The sequence below is a fragment of the Pantoea sp. B_9 genome (genome assembly GCF_008632015.1).
In the GTDB taxonomy this organism is placed as follows: Bacteria; Pseudomonadota; Gammaproteobacteria; order Enterobacterales; family Enterobacteriaceae; genus Pantoea; species Pantoea dispersa.
The window spans coordinates 434,807-453,727 of sequence record NZ_VWVL01000003.1; the positions used below are offsets into that span (position 1 = coordinate 434,807).

The window sequence follows — 18,921 nt, forward strand, 5'->3', positions numbered from 1 at the left end:
GGCTGAGGTAAATCTGAAAGCGCGGCAGGAGTGTGATAACACTCGCTTTTGTAAAGCGTAACTAATCAGTTCGCTTGCATTCAGTAACCGAATCTCCGAACGTGTATGACTATTAATTACGAAGCGTAAAAAAATGATGCGCTGAACGTTAACGGAGAAGCGTGCGCCCATGTTGATACCCTCAAAACTGAGTCGTCCCGTTCGTCCTGAAAGCACGGTTACCCGCGATCGTCTGCTGCAAAAGCTCAGCGCAGCGGCGAATTACCGGCTGGTGCTGATTGCCAGCCCGGCGGGCTACGGCAAAACCACGCTGGTATCGCAGTGGGCGGCTGATAAAAGCGAGCTGGGCTGGTATTCATTAGACGAGGGCGACAATCAGCCGGAGCGCTTCGCCGATTACCTGATCGCCGCGCTGCAGCAGGCTACCCGCGGCGCATGCAGCCGCAGCGAGACGCTGGCGCAAAAGCGTCAGTACGTGAACCTCAATGCGCTGTTCGCCCAGCTGTTTAATGAGCTGGCCGCGTGGCAGCAGCCGCTGTGGCTGATCATCGATGATTATCATCACATCACCAATCCTGCCGTGCATGAAGCGATGCGCTTTTTCCTGCGCCATCAGCCGGATAACCTGACGCTGGTAGTGCTGTCCCGCAATCTGCCGCAGTTGGGTATTGCTAATCTGCGCGTGCGTGAACAACTGCTGGAGCTGGGCAGCCAGCAGCTGGCCTTCACCCATCAGGAGGCGAAACAGTTCTTCGACTGCCGCCTGAGTGCGCCGCTCGCGCCGGATGAGAGCAACCGTCTGTGTGATGATGTAGCAGGTTGGGCGACCGCGTTACAGCTGATCGCACTGTCCACCCGTCAGGGCGCGGCATCGGCGCAGGACTCCGCTCGCCGGCTCTCCGGTATTAATGCCAGCCACCTTTCCGATTATCTGGTCGAGGAAGTGCTGGATAACGTCGATGCCGCCACGCGCCATTTTTTGCTGAAAAGCGCGTTATTGCAGTCGATGAATGATGCGCTGGTCGCCTGCGTGACCGGTGAAGACAACGGGCGCATGCGGCTGGAAGAAATTGAACGTCAGGGGCTGTTTATTCAGCGCATGGATGATTCAGGGCAGTGGTTCAGCTATCACCCGCTGTTCGGCAGCTTTTTGCGTCAGCGCTGCGAATGGGAGCTGGCCAGCGAGCTACCGGCCATTCACCGCGCGGCCGCGCAAAGCTGGATGGCGCAAGGTTTTCCCGGCGAGGCGATTCATCATGCGCTGGCGTCCGGCGATACCGATATGCTGCGCGACGTGCTGCTGCAGCATGCGTGGACGCTGTTCAACCGCAGCGAACTGGCACTGCTGGAGCAGTCGCTGAATGCGCTGCCGTGGCGCACGCTGCTGGCCAGTCCGAAACTGGTACTGCTGCAGGCCTGGTTGATGCAGAGCCAGCATCGCTTTTCTGAAGTTAACCGGCTGCTGGCGCGCTTTGAGGAAGGCTGCGACTGCGAAATTGACGCCGCGCTGCAGGGCGAATTCAATGCGGTGCGCGCACAGGTGGCCATCAATCACGGCAACGCCGACGAAGCAGAGCGGCTGGCACGGCTGGCGCTGGAAACGCTGCCGGAAACGCGTCGCTACAGCCGCATTGTGGCCACCTCAGTGCACGGCGAAGTGATGCATTGCAAAGGTGACCTGACCAACTCGCTGGCGCTGATGCGGCAAACCGAACAGATGGCGCGCCGCGATGAAGCCTGGCACTACGCGCTGTGGAGTTTGATTCAGCAGAGCGAAATCCTGTTCGCGCAGGGCTTTTTACAGTCAGCGTGGGAGATTCAGGAAAAAGCGTTTGTGCTGGTGAGTGAACAGCATCTGGCGAACATCCCGCTGCACGAGTTTTTACTGCGCATCCGTGCGCAGCTGATGTGGGCGTGGGGCCGGCTGGATGAGGCCGAACACGCCGCGCGCGCAGGCATCAAAGTCCTGAAAGGCTATCCGCCCCAGCAGCAAATCCAGTGCCTTGGGCTATTGATTCAGTGCTCGCTGGCACGCGGCAATCTGGATAATGCGCGCAGCTATCTCAGCCGGCTGGAAAACCTGATGAATAACGGCGTGCTGCACAGCGACTGGATTGCCAACGCCGACAAAGTGCGGCTGATCTACTGGCAGATGACGGGCGATGCGCAGAGCGCCAGCCACTGGATGCGCCATACCGATAAACCCGCCTTTGCCAACAATCATTTTTTGCAGGGCCAGTGGCGCAATGTGGCGCGGGCGCAGATCCTGCTGGGCAACCTCAGCCAGGCCGAAGTGATCCTCGATGAGCTGAATGAGAATGCGCATGCGCTGCGGCTGATGAGTGATTTAAACCGTAACCTGCTGCTGCTTAATCAAATCTACTGGCAAACCGCGCGCAAAGCGGAGGCGCAGCAGGCGCTGCTCGAAGCGCTGAAGCTGGCACGCAGCACCGGCTTCGTCAGCCACTTCGTGATTGAGGGCGAAATGATGGCGCAGCAGCTGCGCCAGTTAATTCAGCTCAATACGCTGAGCGAACTCGATCAGCATCGGGCCCGGCGCATTCTCAGTGAGATCAACAAGTATCACCGGCATAAGTTTGCCCATTTCGATGAGGGCTTCGTCAGCCGGCTGTTGAACCACCCGGATGTGCCGGAGCTGATTCGCACCAGTCCGCTGACCCAGCGCGAATGGCAGGTGCTGGGGCTGATCTATTCCGGCTACAGCAACGATCAGATCGCCGGCGAGCTGGACGTCGCGGCAACCACCATCAAAACCCATATCCGTAATCTGTACCAGAAGCTGGGCGTCACCCATCGCGCCGAAGCGATGCACCAGGCGCAGTCAATGCTGAAACTGATGGGCTACGTTTAAGGCAGAAGTCGTGTGGCGGTGGATCTCATTACCTCGCAGAGCGCGTATAACGCTGGGCATGACTTGATATATGCATGAGGGAGTGAAATACTTGTAATGACATTTGTATGTACAAGAGGTGTAGGACATGGGCAGCATCAACCTGCGTATTGATGATGAACTCAAAGCACGTTCTTACGCTGCGCTTGAAAAAATGGGGGTGACTCCCTCTGAAGCGCTTCGTCTCATGCTTGAGTATATCGCCGAAAATGAACGTTTACCGTTCAAACAGACACTGCTGAGCGACGAAGATGCTGAGCTGGTCGAAATAGTGAAAGAGCGGCTTCGCAATCCTAAGCCAGTTCGAGTGACGCTGGATGACCTTTGATGGCCTATTTTCTGGATTTTGACGAGCGGGCACTAAAGGAATGGCGAAAGCTGGGCTCGACGGTACGTGAACAATTAAAAAAAAAGCTGGCTGAAGTACTTGAGGCACCCCGTATTGAAGCGAACAAGCTTCGCGGTATGCCTGACTGCTACAAAATAAAGCTCAGGTCTTCAGGTTATCGCCTTGTCTATCAGGTGATAGACGAGAAGGTGGTGGTTTTCGTGATTTCGGTTGGTAAAAGAGAACGCGCGGAGGTTTATAACGAGGCCGTGAAGCGCATTCTCTAAAACTAAGCCAGGTATTTCTGTTTCACCTTTGAAGTATCATTCTGCTTTAAGCTAACAGAGTCATCGTATTGCCACGACTCTGCTCCAGACGCTCCCCGGCGTACACTGAACCACACCTCAGCGTTGTGCCGCAAGCTGGCGCGTCAGCCACGCATCCAGCTCGCTTTCCGGCAGCGGGCGCGCATAGAAGTAACCCTGCGCCTGATCGCAGCCGTACTCCGCCAGCGCGGCAACGGTGTCGACATTCTCTACGCCTTCAGCCAGAACGGTGTAATCCAGCTGTTTCAGCATGGTAATGATGCTGCGCGCGATAATCCGCGACGCGGTATCTGAGGCGATTTCGCTGATCAGCGCGCGATCAAGCTTGATCACATCCAGCGGCATCCGTCGCAGGTAGCCGATATTGCTGTAGCCGGTGCCAAAGTCATCCAGCGAGATGCCAAACCCACGCAGCTTCAGCATCTCCAGCCCCTGTAGCGCCGCGGGACTGTTAATAATCTGCTCGGTCTCCAGGCATTCAATGCCCAGCAGCGAGGTCGGCAGGCGGGCCTGCAGCATTTTCATTTCCAGCGCATCGGCAAAACCGGGATCTGAGAAGTCGCGACTGCTGATATTGATGGTCACCGGCAGCTGGAGGGGGCTGTGCTGCAGGCGTTTTAACCTGGCGATCGCCTTGTCGGTCACCCAGCTGGTTAAGGCACTGAGCAGCTCGGTCTGTTCCGCCAGCGGGATAAACAGATCGGGAGCGAGTTCGCCGCGCTGCGGATGCCGCCAGCGCACCAGTGCCTCCAGGCCAACGGGCCGGCCACTGTTCAGGCAGATCTTCGGCTGGAACGCCAGCCACAGGCCCTGATCCTGTTGCAGTGCCGCAGCCAGATCGTTCATCAGCAGAAAGTCCTGAGTGCGGCGCTGATCGGCCACCAGGCTGAAGCTCATGGCGGGCACCCGGTTGCCAATCGCCTCATGCAGGGCACTTACCGCCCGGCGCAGCACTTCCTGCGCGCGAAGTTCTGCTGGAATGAAAATGACTTCGCCGGTAAAGCAGGTGAGGGCGACAGAGATGCCCGCGTCCAAATCCGCGCTGATCCCTGCCAGGTTTTCCGCCACCGATGCGGCGGTCAGCGGGCTGTTATCCATGGTGAGAATCGCAAAACGCCCGGTGGCGACGGTATAAATGATGTCGTCCGCACCAGGCTGCAGGCGCAAAGGCAGTAACGTGGTGACGTGCTTCAGCAGGCTTTCCACCGGCCCCATGCCCATGGAGCGCGCCAGCTCGTAGGCGCGCGGCATATCAATGCAGTCTATCAGGATCAGCCGCTGCGGCGTTCGGTCCCCGATGGAGGCCAGCCGCTGCAGGTCGCGAATCAGGCGCTGGCGGTTAGGCAGTGCCGTGACCGGATCGGTGAAGCCGGCGCAGTGCCACGCTTCGAGGAAGGACATCACCAGATCGGCCAGCAGCTGTAATACCTTCACCTGATCAGCGCTGAACGCGTGTGGCGCCACGTCCGTGACGCACAGCGTGCCCAGCACATAGCCATCGCGATGTCTGAGCGGCACACCGGCGTAAAAGCGGATAAAAGGGGCACCGATGATCAGCGGATGGCGGGCAAAACGCGCATCCAGCAGGGTGTCGGAGATAACTACCGCGCCGTCACTGTCAACGGCGTGGCGGCACAGCGAGTCCTCGCGGGACGAGTGCTCCAGCGCAAAATTATGGGCGGCGCAGATATGCTGATGTTCATCATCCAGAACGGAGACAAAGCTACCTGGAATACCCAGTGCCTGACTGGTCAGCCGGACAAAGTTTTGCAATACGTCGTCACGGCTTTCGTCGCGACTGCGCAGCGCCTTCAATGCCCGTGCGCGGCGATCGTCGTCACCGTTGAAATTCATCAGCATAATTTCCTCCGCGCCGGCCTGGTTCCGGTGCGAAATTTAACAGCAAAAAGTTCAGTATGCGGCCTGCAACACCCTGCCGCTGGCGTGGTTAATAAGCGTAAATATTATAATGGTCTTTCTCATGGTAGGCTTAACACCGGCATCTGTCATTTTTATTTTCTTTAACGAAATTTTTAAGCAGCGACGATTCTGATAATTTATCGTATTATTTTTATCAGTCTGGCAATAACAGGTTATCTGACCTCTCTGCTAACTCTAATTAAGTAGAGCATGCAGGCCATTACTTCCTGAGAATGAAGGCATTATTAATTTCTGGCAGGCATGAGTCGGGTAATAATGCTGGCTTTCTAATAATTAATGAGCAAAATAATAGTATCGCTGCGTATTATTATCCTGATAAAAACGCACCTGCCGGTATATTTATTATCCCGGCTAATGTTATATAAGCGTATTGTTCAGTCCGCTCTGTCACCACAGACATCAGATTTCCCCCTCAAATTATTCCCCGTTAAGCAAACTCAGCAGGTGTAACACCGTTTTGGCTGGATGATTACGCCGCCAGGCAAAGGCAATGTCGGTGAACAGCGTATTGTTTTCAATGTCACGAAATACCAGCTGTGGATTGTTGACGCAGCACAGCGAAGCCGGCACCAGCGCAATCCCGCAGCCTGCGCCCACCATGCCGAGCGAGGAGGTAATCTGCGGAGCCTGCTGAAAGCGTGTTGCATCAAAGCCGGCGCGCAGACAGGCACTGACGATTAATTCGTACAGGCTGGGCGCCACCTCGCGCGGGAAAATAATCAGTGATTCTTCGGCCAGCTGCGTTAGCGCAACACTTTGCTGCTGGCTGAGCGCATGGCTGGCCGGCAGCGCCACTTTCATCTCCTCGGTAGCGATCACTTTCAGGTTAAACGCCTTACTGCTCTCACACGGCAGACGAATGAACGCCGCATCCAGCAAACCTTCCCCTAAGTCCTGCATCAGCAGCGCCATGTTCTCTTCCCGGGTGATGAGCTCCATCGCCGGGTAGCGCGTTTTGAAGGCGCGAATCAGATCAAACACCGGCGCGCCAAACGCCACCGAGCTGGCAAAACCCAGTGACATCTGGCCGCTCATGCCGCGCGCCACGCCGCGCGCCTTTTCCAGCGCCATATCGGCCAGCTGCACAATCGCTATTGCATCGGGCAGAAACGCGCGGCCCGCATCGGTCAGTTCCACGCCGCGCGTCAGGCGCTTCAGCAACGGCGTGCCGATCTCGTGCTCCAGCCGCTGGATTTGCTGGCTGAGCGGTGGCTGCGACATGCCCAGCAACTCGGCGGCGCGGGTAAAGTGCTGCGTTTCAGCAACGGCAACGAAATAACGCAGGTGGCGAAGTTCCATATCAAAAACGTCTCGAAGTTGGCAGTTTTCACTATTGGATTATGTGAGCCATGTAGCCCACCATGATATTAACACGGCTTAACTATCTGATTGTGAGGCAGCAAATGTGTAACTTTGTATCTGATTGTTCATGCGAAGATCAGCTAAAGGCATCCGTCACTCAACTGGGACAGCAATCACCAGAAAAGGTTATCTATCAGACCTCCCTGATGAGTGCGTTGCTCAACGGCGTCTATGACGGTTCAACCACCGTCGCGCAGCTGTTACAGAAGGGCGATTTTGGCCTCGGCACGTTCAATCAGCTGGATGGAGAACTGGTGGCATTTGACCGGCAGGTTTATCAGCTGCGCGCCGATGGCAGCGCCAGCCCGGCACGGCCTGAACAACAAACCCCGTTCGCCGTGATGACCTTCTTTGAACCGGAACATCAGCACCGCTTTGCGCATACCGCCACGCGCGATGACGTCCATCAGGTGATTGATCGCATTATCACCTCCGATAACCATTTCTGCGCGCTGCGTTTGAGCGGTCGATTTGCCTCGGTGCAGACGCGCACCGTGCCCTGCCAGTGCCGCCCGTATCGCTCGATGCCGGAAGTGCTCGGCAATCAGCCCACCTTCGATTTTCGCCAGCGCGACGGTGAGCTGATTGGTTTCCGCACGCCGCAATATATGCAGGGGATTAACGTCGCCGGCTATCACGAGCACTTCATCACCGACGATCGTCAGGGCGGCGGGCATATCCTCGATTATGTGCTGGAGCAGGGCACGCTGACATTTGGTGCCATCAGCAAGCTGGTGGTCGACCTGCCGCAGGATCGCGAGTTTTTACAGGCCGATCTCAATCCGCAGGATCTGGATGCCGCGATCCGTTCCGTCGAAAGTTAATCGCAGAGGTAATCATGAAACAGCTTAAAACCCAGACGCTGTGGAACAGTGGCGCAGACCTGGTTGTCGCTCAGCTGGAAGCGCAGGGCGTAAACCATATTTTTGGCATTCCCGGCGCCAAAATCGACAAGGTGTTTGATTCGCTGGTGGATTCCTCCATTCAGCTGATTCCGGTGCGTCATGAGGCTAACGCGGCGTTTATGGCCGCGGCAATGGGCCGCCTGACCGGCCACGCCGGCGTAGCGCTGGTGACTTCCGGGCCCGGCTGCTCAAACCTGGTGACCGGCATGGCCACCGCCACCAGCGAAGGCGATCCGGTGGTGGCGATCGGCGGGGCGGTTAAGCGCTCCGACAGTGCCAAACAGGTGCATCAAAGCATGGATACGGTGGCGATGTTTCGCCCGGTGACCAAATTTGCCGTAGAAGTCACTGATGCCTCGGCGCTCGCGGAGTGCGTATCGAACGCGTTTCGCCATGCCGAAAACGGGCGCGGCGGCGCATCGTTCCTCAGTCTGCCTCAGGACATTGTTGACCAGCCGGTGTCAGGCAGCCTGTTACAGCGTTCAGGACACATCACGCTGGGCGCTGCGCCCGACGCGCTGGTGAATGCCGTAAGCCGCGAGATTGCGCGGGCGAAAAATCCGGTGATTCTGCTGGGCCTGATGGCCAGCCAGCCGGAGAACAGCGCGGCGATTCATGAACTGCTGAGCAAAAGCCGTATTCCGGTGACCAGCACCTATCAGGCGGCGGGCGCGGTGCGGCAGGAGCACTTCTCACGCTTTGCCGGCCGGGTTGGCCTGTTTAACAATCAGGCTGGTGACCGCCTGCTCCAGCAGGCGGATTTGATTATCACCATTGGTTACAGCCCGGTCGAGTATGAACCGGCCATGTGGAACAGCAGCAACGCCTTGCTGGTGCACATCGACGTGCTACCCGCCGAGACCGATAACCACTATCAACCCGACGCCGAACTGGTAGGTGATATCGCCGGTACGGTGCGCAAAATCGCCGCGCAAATCACGTCGCCGCTGCAGCTCAGCGACGCTGCCGCCACCATTCTGCAGGATCGCCAGCAACAGCGTCAGCTGCTGGCGATGCAGGGTGCCAGCCTCGATCAATTCGCCCTGCATCCGCTGCGTATCGTCCGGGCGATGCAGGACATCATTAACAGTGACGTCAGCCTGACGGTCGACATGGGCAGTTTTCATATCTGGATTGCCCGTTATCTTTACAGCTTCCGGGCACGGCAAATCATGATTTCCAACGGGCAGCAAACCATGGGCGTGGCTCTGCCGTGGGCGATTGGCGCCTGGCTGGTCGATCCGTCCCGTAAAGTGGTTTCGGTGTCGGGCGACGGCGGCTTTCTGCAATCCAGCATGGAGCTGGAAACTGCCGTCAGGTTAAAGGCCAATATTCTGCACATCATCTGGGTCGACAATGGCTATAACATGGTGGCGATTCAGGAAGAGAAGAAATACCAGCGCGTGTCCGGTGTGAACTTCGGGCCGGTGGATTTCAAAGCTTACGCGCAGGCGTTTGGTGCCGCTGGATTTTCGGTGAACAGCGCCGCTGAACTGGAACCCACATTGCGGCGGGCGATGGAGGTGGAAGGACCGGCCGTGGTGGCCATCCCGGTAGATTACAGCGATAACCCGCTGTTGATGGGGCAGCTGCACCTCAGCCAGCTGCTTTGATCGGCTGTCTCCTGAGCCAGTCCGGACCGGCCGTCATCGTCACGGCGGTCCGGAATAATGCGCTATTTAGCACCTGGCTGGCCGTATTGGGTTAAAAGCTCTGCCAGTCCGCGTCCATGCCGTGCCCGGCGGCCACGGGTACAGCTGCCGGACGTTTCAGCGCGGAGACCGTTTTCGGGCGCTCAGCAGGTCGCGCGGATGCGGCCAGTGAAAACTGATTCACCAGGCCGGACAGGGTTTGCGCCTGATCCTGCAATGACGCGGATGCGGCAGAGGCCTCCTCTACCAGCGCCGCATTCTGCTGCGTGACATCATCCATCTGATTAATCGCCAGGTGCACCTGCGAGATGCCGGTGTTTTGCTCTTCGGCGGCGGCAGCGATTTCGCTTACCAGGTCATTCACCTGACGGAACGCGGTTTTCAGTCCTGTCATGTTCTCTTCCACCGCTTCGGCCTGGACCGCACCCGATTCCACCAGGCTGTAGGAGGTATCAATCAGCTGTTTGATCTCCCTGGCCGCCTGGGTCGAACGCTGCGAGAGATTGCGCACTTCACCCGCAACCACCGCAAAGCCCTTTCCGTGTTCGCCGGCGCGCGCCGCTTCGACAGCAGCATTCAGTGCCAGAATATTGGTCTGGAAGGCAATGCCTTCGATCAGCGTGACAATTTCGGTGATTTTTTTCGAGCTGGAGCGGATCTCCGCCATGGTGTTGAGCATATTGCCCAGCGACACCGCGCTGGCGTCTGAAAGTTCTGTCGCGTTACCGGCCAGACGATTAGCCTGCCGGGTATTGTCGGCCGTCTGACGCACGGTTTCGCTCAATTCCGCCATACTGGCCGCCGTCTGTTCCAGCGAGGCGGCCTGCTGTTCCGTCCGCGAGGAGAGATCTTCGTTGCCGGCGGCAATTTGTGCCGACGCCGAACTGACGGCGTGAGAAGCGGTACTGACCTGCGCCAGCGCGCTGCCAACCCGGTCAAGCAGCTGGTTAAAGGCGCGGGCCATGTTGCCGACTTCGTCTTTTTTGCTGTCATCGGCGGTGACGCTCAGATCAAGGCTGCTGCCAACGTGATCCATCACCTGACCAATCGCTTTCAGGCTCTGACGAATGCGCACCAGCGTTAACGCGGTGAGCGTACCCAGTAACAGCAGTGTCACCGCGACCCCGGCACTCAATCCCCAGAATGTGCGGTGATAGATCTCCTGGTTGACCACGCGCAAGCCGTCACCCAGCGACAAATTAAGCGCCATCTGCTGGCGATAATCATTTTTTAACTGGCTGATGGCGCCGCCAATACCGCTCTCGGCTTCCAGCATGCCGAGCGTGACGTCATCCTGATGAGCGTGTGAAGCAGCCAGAAAGGCCGGCAACCGTGATTCAACCACGCGCAGCGTCGCCAGGCCTTTAATGGTCATCTGCTTATCTTCGTCGCTGGAGATATCATTGGCTAAATAATATTCTGCCAGCGTTTTAATGCCGGCCAGGCGCTGGGCGATCTCTTTCTCGACCGGCGGCATGCGCGCATTGTCAGTCTGGCTTTGATGTTTATACAGGGAGAGCGACAGTTTATTGCTGCGATCAATCAGTTCGGACAGATCGCGAATAGAGGGAATCGCATTGACCTGAACATATTCAAAGCGCTCCTGAAAACCGCCTAACAGTCGCACAGAAATAATGCCCGTCACCACCAGTGAAGCTGAGAGTAAAATGAAAGCCAGGGTAAGTCTTTGAGTAATATTCATCATATTGTTACCTGGTAAAAAGTTAAAAGGAATAAAACGACAACCCACCGTACATCGGCAAGACCTCACAAAAGGTTATTTCAAAAATTATGAATAAATTAACTTTTCAGGATCATTAATTTTGAAGTAATTAAATAACTTTCAAAATGCGTGACGTATTATTTTGCGCTAATTACCTGCGCCTTACGGTGTGCTATCCACTCACGATACTGGGCCGGCGTCATCGCCATCACCTGATGGAAGGCTTTACGAAAGGCGGTATCTTCGCTGTAACCGCACTGCAAGGCGGTCTGACGCACGCTGACGTCGGTGCTGGCCAGAATGGTACAGGCCAGTTCAATGCGGATGCGGGTAATAAACTCTTTTGGCGTTTCCTGCGTCAGGGCTTTCATTCTGCGCTGCAGGGTACGCCCGGTAACGTTCAGTGCGGCTGCCAGTTGCGCGGCATTGATGGCAGGATTTTCCAGGCGGATGATCTCCTGCGCCCGCACCAGAAACGGCGTGCTGCTTTTCCCCATTCCCGGCGAGCCGGGAAGGTGGGTGTGCAGCACAGGGTTATCGGCCAGCGACATCTCCCGGGTGAGATCCGCCACCGCCTTGCCGGCGCTTTTTTCAATGATATACAGGGCCAGCGATATCCACGAAAAACAGCCGCCGCTGGTAATGACGCGATCGTCTTCCTCCAGCATCTTGCCTTTCGCCAGTCGCGCCTGCGGATAGCGCGCCTGCAACATATGGCTGACCCACCAGGTGGTGGTAAAGGAACGGTCATTCAGCAAACCCGCCTCGCCAAGGATCACGCCACCGGTGCCCGCAGCAGCCACCCAGACACCCTGCTGATAGAGTTTGTTAAACCAGCCAGCAGCCTGACGGATACTGTCAAGGTTGATCGGTTGCAGGTCGGGCCCCAGCAACATGCCGGGCGCAATCACCACATCAAGCGCACCGGCCCCCTGAAATGAGCTGTCGATGTGAATCAGGCGGCCTTCCGTATCCCACACCGGGTCACCGTTGGCGCTGACAATCAGCGTTTCAAAAGCTTTATCGGGAAAGCGTGCGGCGTGCACGGGGGAAGAGGCAATCGCTTTGTTGGTTATCCAGAAAAGGTCGGTCATTCCGGCAACGGCGGACAGTACGCTGCCTTCCAGGGCGAGTATGGCGATACGCATAAGGGTTTTCCTGTGTTCAGATTGTCGTGATTTGCGTGAAAAATGTGACATTTTCCGCCGCTGAAGCTTTGTGGCCTCAATAGCGGACTCTTAGTTTATCTGGCCCTGGCGGTTGTCATCGGAAAAGAAACCGGCAATACGCGGATATCAGACCAGCAGGGAGGCGAAAAGGGCGCAGGGATGAGGCGATGGGATTGGGCAAAGTCGCGGTGTGTGACAGACAACAGGGCGTGTAGCCAGCGCCACTTTCTTCGTGGCGCTGGTGCTGACGTTAGCTGAATCTTTCCGGGCGGAAGGTCGCCAGCATCGGGTGTTTAACGCCGGTGAGCATCTCCTGCGTCAGTATCTCACCGAGGATCAACGCCAGCGTGGCGCCGGAATGGGTGAAGACAACAAAACAGCCGGGAACCTGCTGCAGCTCACCGACCACCGGTTCGCCATCGCCGGGAATCGGCTTGAGACCGATTTTCCAGCTGCTGGCTTTCAGCGGCGCGCCGTCAGCGATCAGGTTACCCGCTTCCGCCATCAGCTGGTTAATGACTGCGGTATCAATGCTGTACTGCCCGTCGGCCTGCGCGACGATGTGCTCTTCATACCAGTCATGATCGACGGCGATGGTGTTGCCGGGATTAGGCCGGACCGCCGCGCGCGGCGTATTCATTACCACCTGCAGCCGGTGATCGCCGGGTTGGCTGGTCACCAGCATAGAGACCGGAGAACCGTTGGGGATGTGCACGCCGAGCGGGGCAACCACTTCCGGCGTCCACGGGCCACACGCTACCAGTACGCGATCGGCCAGCAGCTCACCGCGCTTTTCGCTGCGAATGCCGCTGGCCCGGCCGTCTTTGGTGATCACGCTGGCTTTACCGGCGTGCTCAACGATCTCTCCGCCCAGCGCGCGCAATGCCTGAACCAGATGCTCAACCAGGTGCGGCAGGCTGACCCAGCCTTCACCGGGGTTGGCAATCGCCACCTGACTCAGGCTGGCCGGATTCACCTGTGCATCGACATCACCGACCGTGGCGCGATTGATCAGCTTTGAGTCGTAGCCCTGCGCTTTTTCATAGTGATGGCGCGCTTTGGTGCCCGCGTCATCGTCTGCGGCCCAGTAAATCGCGCCGTCGAAGCGCAGCCAGTCGAGCTGCGGATGGCGAGCAAACAGCGTGCGATAGCGGTCAATGCCCGCCATGCGCAGCGCATGGTAAGGCTGCGAACGCTCGCCCGCGGAGTTGAGCCAGGAGAGGGATCGGCCGGTGGCGCCGGAGCAGAGTGCCGCTTCCGTCACCAGTGTGACCTGCGCGCCCGCCTGCGCCAGCTGCCATGCGGTTGAGACGCCGAGGATGCCGCCACCCAGCACGATGACGGTTTTTGCCACGGTTTTGTCAGACATCATTCATTCCTTCTGTTAAAAAATGTTCGCCCTTCAGGCAATACGTACGCGATGCTGCTGATGGAGCTGCTCAATAAGCTGTAAAACGCCGAGCGCTTCACGCGCATCAACCGGCGGCGGCCCGCCATGTACCAGCGCGTGAGCTAACAGCTGATAGAAAGCGGGGTAGTGACCACGTTCAATCGGCACCGTTGTGGTTGCCCCGACCGTGCCGGCCCGGGCAGAGTTTTCTGCCGGCGTCACGCCGTACTGGTTGTCGCCGGGTGACATGCCAGCCGCCAGCTGCGGCTCCTGATTGTCCAGCCCCCAGTGGGTGAAGGCGCCTTTACTGCCCAGCAGGTGAAAGCGCGGCGCATTCAGTGCCGCCTGGCCATTCATCCACAGCCGCGAGCGCACGCCGTTGTGGTGCAGCAATGAAACAAAACAGTCCTCGTCACTGTCGGATTGCGGGCCGGAATGGCGCGCCAGCTCTGCCGTGGCGTGTTCTACCGGGCCAAAGAGCTGGATGGCCTGGTCAATCAGATGGCTGCCGAGATCCAGCAATAAACCACCGCCCTGTGCCAGCGTGACGCTGTCACGCCAGTTGCCGAATCCCTGCGGTCGCCACCATTCGAAACGCGACTCAAAACTCCTTATGGTGCCGAAGGCTTCCTGGTGCACCAGGCGCTGCAACGTCAGAAAATCGCCGTCCCAGCGTCGGTTATGAAACACGGTGAGCAAGGTATTGGCCTTCTGCGCGGCGGCGATCATCATTTCTGCCGCCTGCACGTCTGGTGCGAACGGTTTATCCACCACCAGATGGATCGCGCGCTGGCTGGCCTGTACAGCCTGCTCCGCGTGTTGCGCCGGCGGCGTGGCCAGCACGATGAGATCGATGCCGATCTCGCCGCCATCAATGGCCTTGAGCAGCGCTGGCCAGTCCGGCAGCACGCGTGCATGGGGGTAACGTTGCTGCGCGGTCGCTGCGCGTTGGGCATCGCCAGTGACGATAACGTCGAGACGATAGTCGGCGTTATGGGCAAGCAGCGGTGCATGAAACACGCTGCCGGCGACGCCAAACCCCACCAGCGCCGTGCGGACTGGGCCGCTAACCTGAAGATGTGTCATTACAGCACCTCCGACAGAAAACGCTGCAGGCGCGCGGATTGTGGACGGTCAAAGATTTGTTCCGGCGTGCCGGCTTCCACGATTTCGCCTTCATCCATAAACACCACCTGGTCGGCCACGCGCCGGGCGAAGCCCATCTCATGGGTCACGACCACCATGGTCATGCCGCGCTGGCACAAATCGGCCATTAACGTCAGAACGCCTTTCACCAGTTCAGGATCGAGTGCCGAGGTAGCTTCATCGAACAGCATCACTTCCGGCTCCATCGCCAGCGCGCGCGCTATTGCCACGCGCTGCTGCTGGCCACCGGAGAGATCGCGCGGCCGGTGATCGGCTCGCTGAGCAAGGCCCACTTCGGCCAGCCGCTGACGGGCAATCTCCAGTGCTTCGGCTTTCGGACGGCCTTTTACTTTCCACGGTGCCAGCGCCACGTTTTCCAGCGCGCTGTGATCGGGAAACAGGTTGAAATGCTGAAACACCATGCCAATTCTCAGCCGCAGCGCATCGGGCTTGTCCTTCAGGACAGAACGCCCGGCCAGTAAGACATCGCCGTTCTTCGGCTCATGCAGGCGATTGATGCCGCGCAGTAAGGTGGATTTTCCCGATCCCGAGGGACCGATGATGCAGGTGGTGGTGCCCGGTTCGATGCTCAGCGACACATTGCGCAGCACCTCAATCGGGCCGTACGCCAGAGTCAGGTTGCGCAACTCGAGACTGGCACCGTGAAATGCAGATGGCATGGTCATATTAGTGTCCTCGCTCGCTGGTAAGGGAGACCGCCGGAACCACGTTGCGCTTTTGCTGCACTTCATCGAGCTCCTTCAGGCCGCTTTGTGGCGCGGTGGCGCGGCGACGTCCGGTACGGTAGCGGACGTCGATATAGTTCACGGCGTGGGTGAGCGGCACGGTGATCACCAGATAGAACAGCCCGGCCAGCATCAGCGGCGACAGGTTGCCGCTCAGCACGGCGGCATCCTGACCGACGCGAAACAGCTCACGCTGACCGGTCATCAGACCCAGCAGATAAACCAGCGAGGAGTCTTTGATGATGGCGATGAACTGATTAACTATCGCAGGCAACACGCGGCGGATGCCCTGCGGAATGATCACCAGGCGCATCGCCCGGCCATAGCTCATTCCCAGCGCCCGGCAGGCTTCCATCTGCCCCTGTTCCACGCTCTGGATACCGGAGCGGAAAATCTCGCCCATGTAAGCGCTGGCAATCAGGCTCAGGGCAAAAATGCCGAGCGGATACGGCGTCGGGCCAAACAGCTGATAGCTGAAACGCGCCAGACCCTGACCAATCAACAGAATGGTGAGGATGGAAGGCAAGCCGCGAAACAGATCGGTATACAGCCGCGCGGGCACGCGCAGCCAGCGCGAGGGCGAGATGCCCATCAGCGCCAGTATCAGGCCGAATAACGTGCCCAGCACGGTGGCCGCCACGGAGATAATGATGGTGTTGACCAGTCCGGTTGCCAGCAGCTGTGGCAGGACGTCCATCATCGATGGAATATCAAAAAACGTACGGGAAAGAATAGTGATCAGATCCATAGCCGATTCTCGGTTGCGGGTGACGGACATGCGCCGTCACCGGATGCAGTCTCACGCATAACGATGCGCAGGGTTATTGGCCGCCGGGCAGATACTGTTGCGGCATTGGCGAACCCGGGAACCACTTCTGGTACAGCTGTTTCCAGGTCCCATCCTGCATCGCCGCTTTGATGGCTTTATCCAGCGCCGCTTTGAACTCCGGCTTGCCTTTGGCGATGGCGACACCCGCAGGCGCGTCAAATGAAGGGATGTTCGCCGCCGTGACCAGCTTAAAGCGGGTGGCATAATCTTTGGCGGCTTCGTAGTCGAGGAACATGGCATCGAGCGTGCCGTTATTCAGCGCGGACACTGCTGCGTTGTTATCGGGGAAACGCACCAGATCGGTCTGTTTGAAGTGCTGCAGCGCATAGTTCTCCTGCAGCGTGCCCTGAATCACCCCCAGCCGTTTATGCGCCAGGGTTTCAACGTTTTTCACCCCGGAATCGCTGCGGGTCAGCACCGTCAGATAGCCCGCAAGATAGCCGGTGGAGAAATCGACGGTTTTTTCGCGCAGCGGGGTGATGCCAATCGCGGCGACGCCGGCATCATACTGGCCATTTGCCACCGCCGGCAGAATGGCGGAGAAGTCCTGACCGATAAAATCCACCTGATCGATGCCCATGCGATGCGCCACATTTTTGAAGAATTCGACGTCAAAGCCGTTGAAGTTGCCGTTTTTATCGGTGAAGGTGTAGGGCTTCGCGTCGCCGAGGCTGGCAACGCGGAGATGACCGGGTTCGATCAAACCCCAGGGATTACTGTCGCTGGCGGCGTGGGCGCTCCAGCTGGCGGAAACCAGCATTGCCGTGCCGAACAGAGCGGCGGTCAGGTGATTGAAACGTTTGTGCGATGTCATAAGGCTCTTCCGTCTGTGCAGGTGAAACTTCAGAGTTCGCCAAGCCGGTTTATTGTTATTGAGACCGGTCTCAACGCGGGGCAAAATGAAACCGGCTCTGGTTGTGAGACCGGTCTCATTCGGATATACTGATATTAAGCACACGCTATCAGCAGCGTCAATTATGTTGTTATCAACTTGTGATTCGAAATAATTATGACCAATGAAAATGCTCGTTCACGCGGTCCGACCGTTGCCGACGTCGCCCGCGCCGCCAATGTTTCCAAAGCTCAGGCGGCACGCGCGCTGGGCGGGTATGGTTCCGTCAGTGAAGACGTGCAGACGCGGGTGAATCAGGCTGCTGAAGCGCTGGGATACCGACCGAACGAGCTGGCGCGCAGCATGAACACTGGCCGCTCCAATACTATCGGGGTGATTGTCGGCGACATTGAAAACCCGCACTTTGGCCTGGCGCTGCGCGGTATGGCGGATGTTGCGCGCCAGGCGGGCTTTCACCTGCTGCTGAGTAACAGCGATGAAACGCTGGACGAGGAACGGGAAGCCGTGCGCGTAATGCTGGATAAGCGCGTCGATGGCATCATCGTCGCGCCGTGCAGCTCATTGTTTGAGGATAACGAGCATCTTCGCCAGGTGCTGGCAGAAGGGCGTTCATTAATGATGTTCGACCGGGCAGTGCAGGGGATGGAGGTGGAGACTATCCAGGCGAACTTTGTCGCAGTGGCCAAACAGGCGACGGAGCTGTTACTGGCGGCCGGGCATCAGCGAATTGCTTATCTCTCCAGCATGCGCAGCGCTGCACCGTATTCGCCGTCAATCACGCTGGGCCCCACACCGGTGGCGCAACGTGTTAGCGGAATGATTGATGCCTACCGGGCCGCGGGTAAGGAACTGGATCCGGCGCTGATTCGGCTTAATGCGCTCAGCGAAGCCATCATCGAGCAGATCCTGACTGAACTGCTGGCGCTCGCCGAACCACCCAGCGCGCTGATTGCCTCCGATAACCTGATTGCGATGGGCATCCTGCGCGGTCTGGCCAAACGCGGCCTGCGCGTACCCGAAGATATCTCTTTTGTGATGTACGACGATTTTCCCTGGACCGAGCTGATGTCACCGCCGCTGACCGTGGTCGCCCAGCCGGTGTATGAAATGGGGCGCGAAGCCGCGCGCCGGTTGATTTGCCATATCCGCCAGCAATCCGCCGGCGCCTTACCCGCGTTTGACAGCTGGATGGTGGTGCGCGGCTCAGTGGGGGAAAATCCGTCGGCCCGGTGATACAATGTGCGGCGGCGGGTTTGTGGAATTTCTCCCTGTTTTTTTGGTCGCCATGAATGGCGATCCTACAGAAAACGGCGCGGTTTTGTTTCTTCATACGCCTCAGAGAAACAGTAAATTATGCGATGACTCGTAGGGTGTGCATTCATGCGCAACGGACAAACATTAAATTGTACGATGCCTTGTAGGGTGCGCATTCATGCGCACCTGGATAATACTGCATAGGCATAATCAAGCAGACTCCCCCGTTTCATTAATTCGCCAGAGTGGGTAAGTTTTTATATCCAGTTCCACCATTAATGAGATAGTTGTAATAACCCCGGATGAATTTCAGCGCTTGCCTGTAATTATAAAATAACTCTCTTTTGATTTGAGTTAGCGCAGCACACCACATCAAATTAAATGCT

General features: G+C 57.8%; 15 protein-coding genes. 6 read left to right on the top strand and 9 right to left on the bottom strand.

The window, feature by feature from the left end; translation table 11 throughout:
- The first annotated feature begins 169 nt into the window (after window positions 1–169).
- From malT to F3I21_RS12300, 3 genes are all read left to right on the top strand, one after another.
- On the top strand, window positions 170–2,872 hold the full coding sequence (malT, locus tag F3I21_RS12290) for an HTH-type transcriptional regulator MalT (protein ID WP_150059019.1): 2,703 nt from the start codon (window positions 170–172) through the stop codon (window positions 2,870–2,872).
- Between the two features lie 127 nt (window positions 2,873–2,999).
- Complete coding sequence (gene relB, locus F3I21_RS12295; RefSeq protein ID WP_058759167.1) at window positions 3,000–3,239, top strand: type II toxin-antitoxin system antitoxin RelB; 240 nt, start codon at window positions 3,000–3,002, stop codon at window positions 3,237–3,239.
- Complete coding sequence (locus F3I21_RS12300) at window positions 3,239–3,526, top strand: type II toxin-antitoxin system RelE/ParE family toxin (RefSeq protein WP_021509424.1); 288 nt, start codon at window positions 3,239–3,241, stop codon at window positions 3,524–3,526. The genes relB and F3I21_RS12300 overlap by 1 nt, the downstream gene beginning before the upstream one ends.
- A gap of 117 nt (window positions 3,527–3,643) precedes the next feature.
- On the opposite strand, the gene F3I21_RS12305 is transcribed toward F3I21_RS12300, so the two are convergent.
- Complete coding sequence (locus F3I21_RS12305; protein WP_150059020.1) at window positions 3,644–5,425, bottom strand: sensor domain-containing phosphodiesterase; 1,782 nt, start codon at window positions 5,423–5,425, stop codon at window positions 3,644–3,646.
- A 498-nt stretch (window positions 5,426–5,923) separates the two neighbouring features.
- On the bottom strand, window positions 5,924–6,805 hold the full coding sequence (locus F3I21_RS12310) for a LysR family transcriptional regulator (protein WP_150059021.1): 882 nt from the start codon (window positions 6,803–6,805) through the stop codon (window positions 5,924–5,926).
- Between the two features lie 104 nt (window positions 6,806–6,909).
- Between F3I21_RS12310 and budA the strand changes: the two genes are divergently transcribed.
- Together budA and alsS are read left to right on the top strand one after the other, a co-directional pair.
- Complete coding sequence (gene budA, locus F3I21_RS12315) at window positions 6,910–7,692, top strand: acetolactate decarboxylase (protein WP_150059022.1); 783 nt, start codon at window positions 6,910–6,912, stop codon at window positions 7,690–7,692.
- 14 nt (window positions 7,693–7,706) lie between these two features.
- The gene (gene alsS, locus F3I21_RS12320; protein ID WP_021509428.1) at window positions 7,707–9,386 is read left to right on the top strand and encodes an acetolactate synthase AlsS; all 1,680 of its coding nucleotides are present in this window, start codon (window positions 7,707–7,709) and stop codon (window positions 9,384–9,386) included.
- A 91-nt stretch (window positions 9,387–9,477) separates the two neighbouring features.
- Here the strand turns inward: alsS and F3I21_RS12325 are convergent, their stop codons facing one another.
- The 7 genes from F3I21_RS12325 to F3I21_RS12355 form a co-directional block, all read right to left on the bottom strand.
- Window positions 9,478–11,127: a methyl-accepting chemotaxis protein gene (locus F3I21_RS12325; protein WP_150059120.1), complete on the bottom strand. Its 1,650-nt coding sequence runs from the start codon at window positions 11,125–11,127 to the stop codon at window positions 9,478–9,480.
- A 158-nt stretch (window positions 11,128–11,285) separates the two neighbouring features.
- Entirely contained in the window at window positions 11,286–12,296 is a 1,011-nt protein-coding gene (locus F3I21_RS12330; RefSeq protein ID WP_150059023.1) for a GlxA family transcriptional regulator, read from the bottom strand.
- A gap of 271 nt (window positions 12,297–12,567) precedes the next feature.
- Window positions 12,568–13,686: an FAD-binding oxidoreductase gene (locus F3I21_RS12335; protein WP_058770162.1), complete on the bottom strand. Its 1,119-nt coding sequence runs from the start codon at window positions 13,684–13,686 to the stop codon at window positions 12,568–12,570.
- 33 nt (window positions 13,687–13,719) lie between these two features.
- On the bottom strand, window positions 13,720–14,793 hold the full coding sequence (locus F3I21_RS12340) for a Gfo/Idh/MocA family oxidoreductase (protein WP_150059024.1): 1,074 nt from the start codon (window positions 14,791–14,793) through the stop codon (window positions 13,720–13,722).
- The gene (locus F3I21_RS12345) at window positions 14,793–15,539 is read right to left on the bottom strand and encodes an amino acid ABC transporter ATP-binding protein (protein ID WP_058759174.1); all 747 of its coding nucleotides are present in this window, start codon (window positions 15,537–15,539) and stop codon (window positions 14,793–14,795) included. Before F3I21_RS12345 ends, F3I21_RS12340 begins: the two co-directional genes overlap by 1 nt.
- Before the next feature lies 1 nt (window position 15,540).
- Window positions 15,541–16,347, bottom strand: coding sequence for an amino acid ABC transporter permease (locus F3I21_RS12350; RefSeq protein WP_021509434.1), 807 nt, complete (start codon window positions 16,345–16,347; stop codon window positions 15,541–15,543).
- Between the two features lie 73 nt (window positions 16,348–16,420).
- Window positions 16,421–17,242, bottom strand: a complete 822-nt coding sequence (locus F3I21_RS12355; RefSeq protein ID WP_150059025.1) for an ABC transporter substrate-binding protein — start codon at window positions 17,240–17,242, stop codon at window positions 16,421–16,423.
- Between the two features lie 195 nt (window positions 17,243–17,437).
- Between F3I21_RS12355 and F3I21_RS12360 the strand changes: the two genes are divergently transcribed.
- Window positions 17,438–18,514 (top strand): LacI family DNA-binding transcriptional regulator, encoded by a 1,077-nt coding sequence (locus F3I21_RS12360; protein WP_150059026.1) that lies wholly within the window; start codon window positions 17,438–17,440, stop codon window positions 18,512–18,514.
- Window positions 18,515–18,921 lie beyond the last annotated feature (407 nt).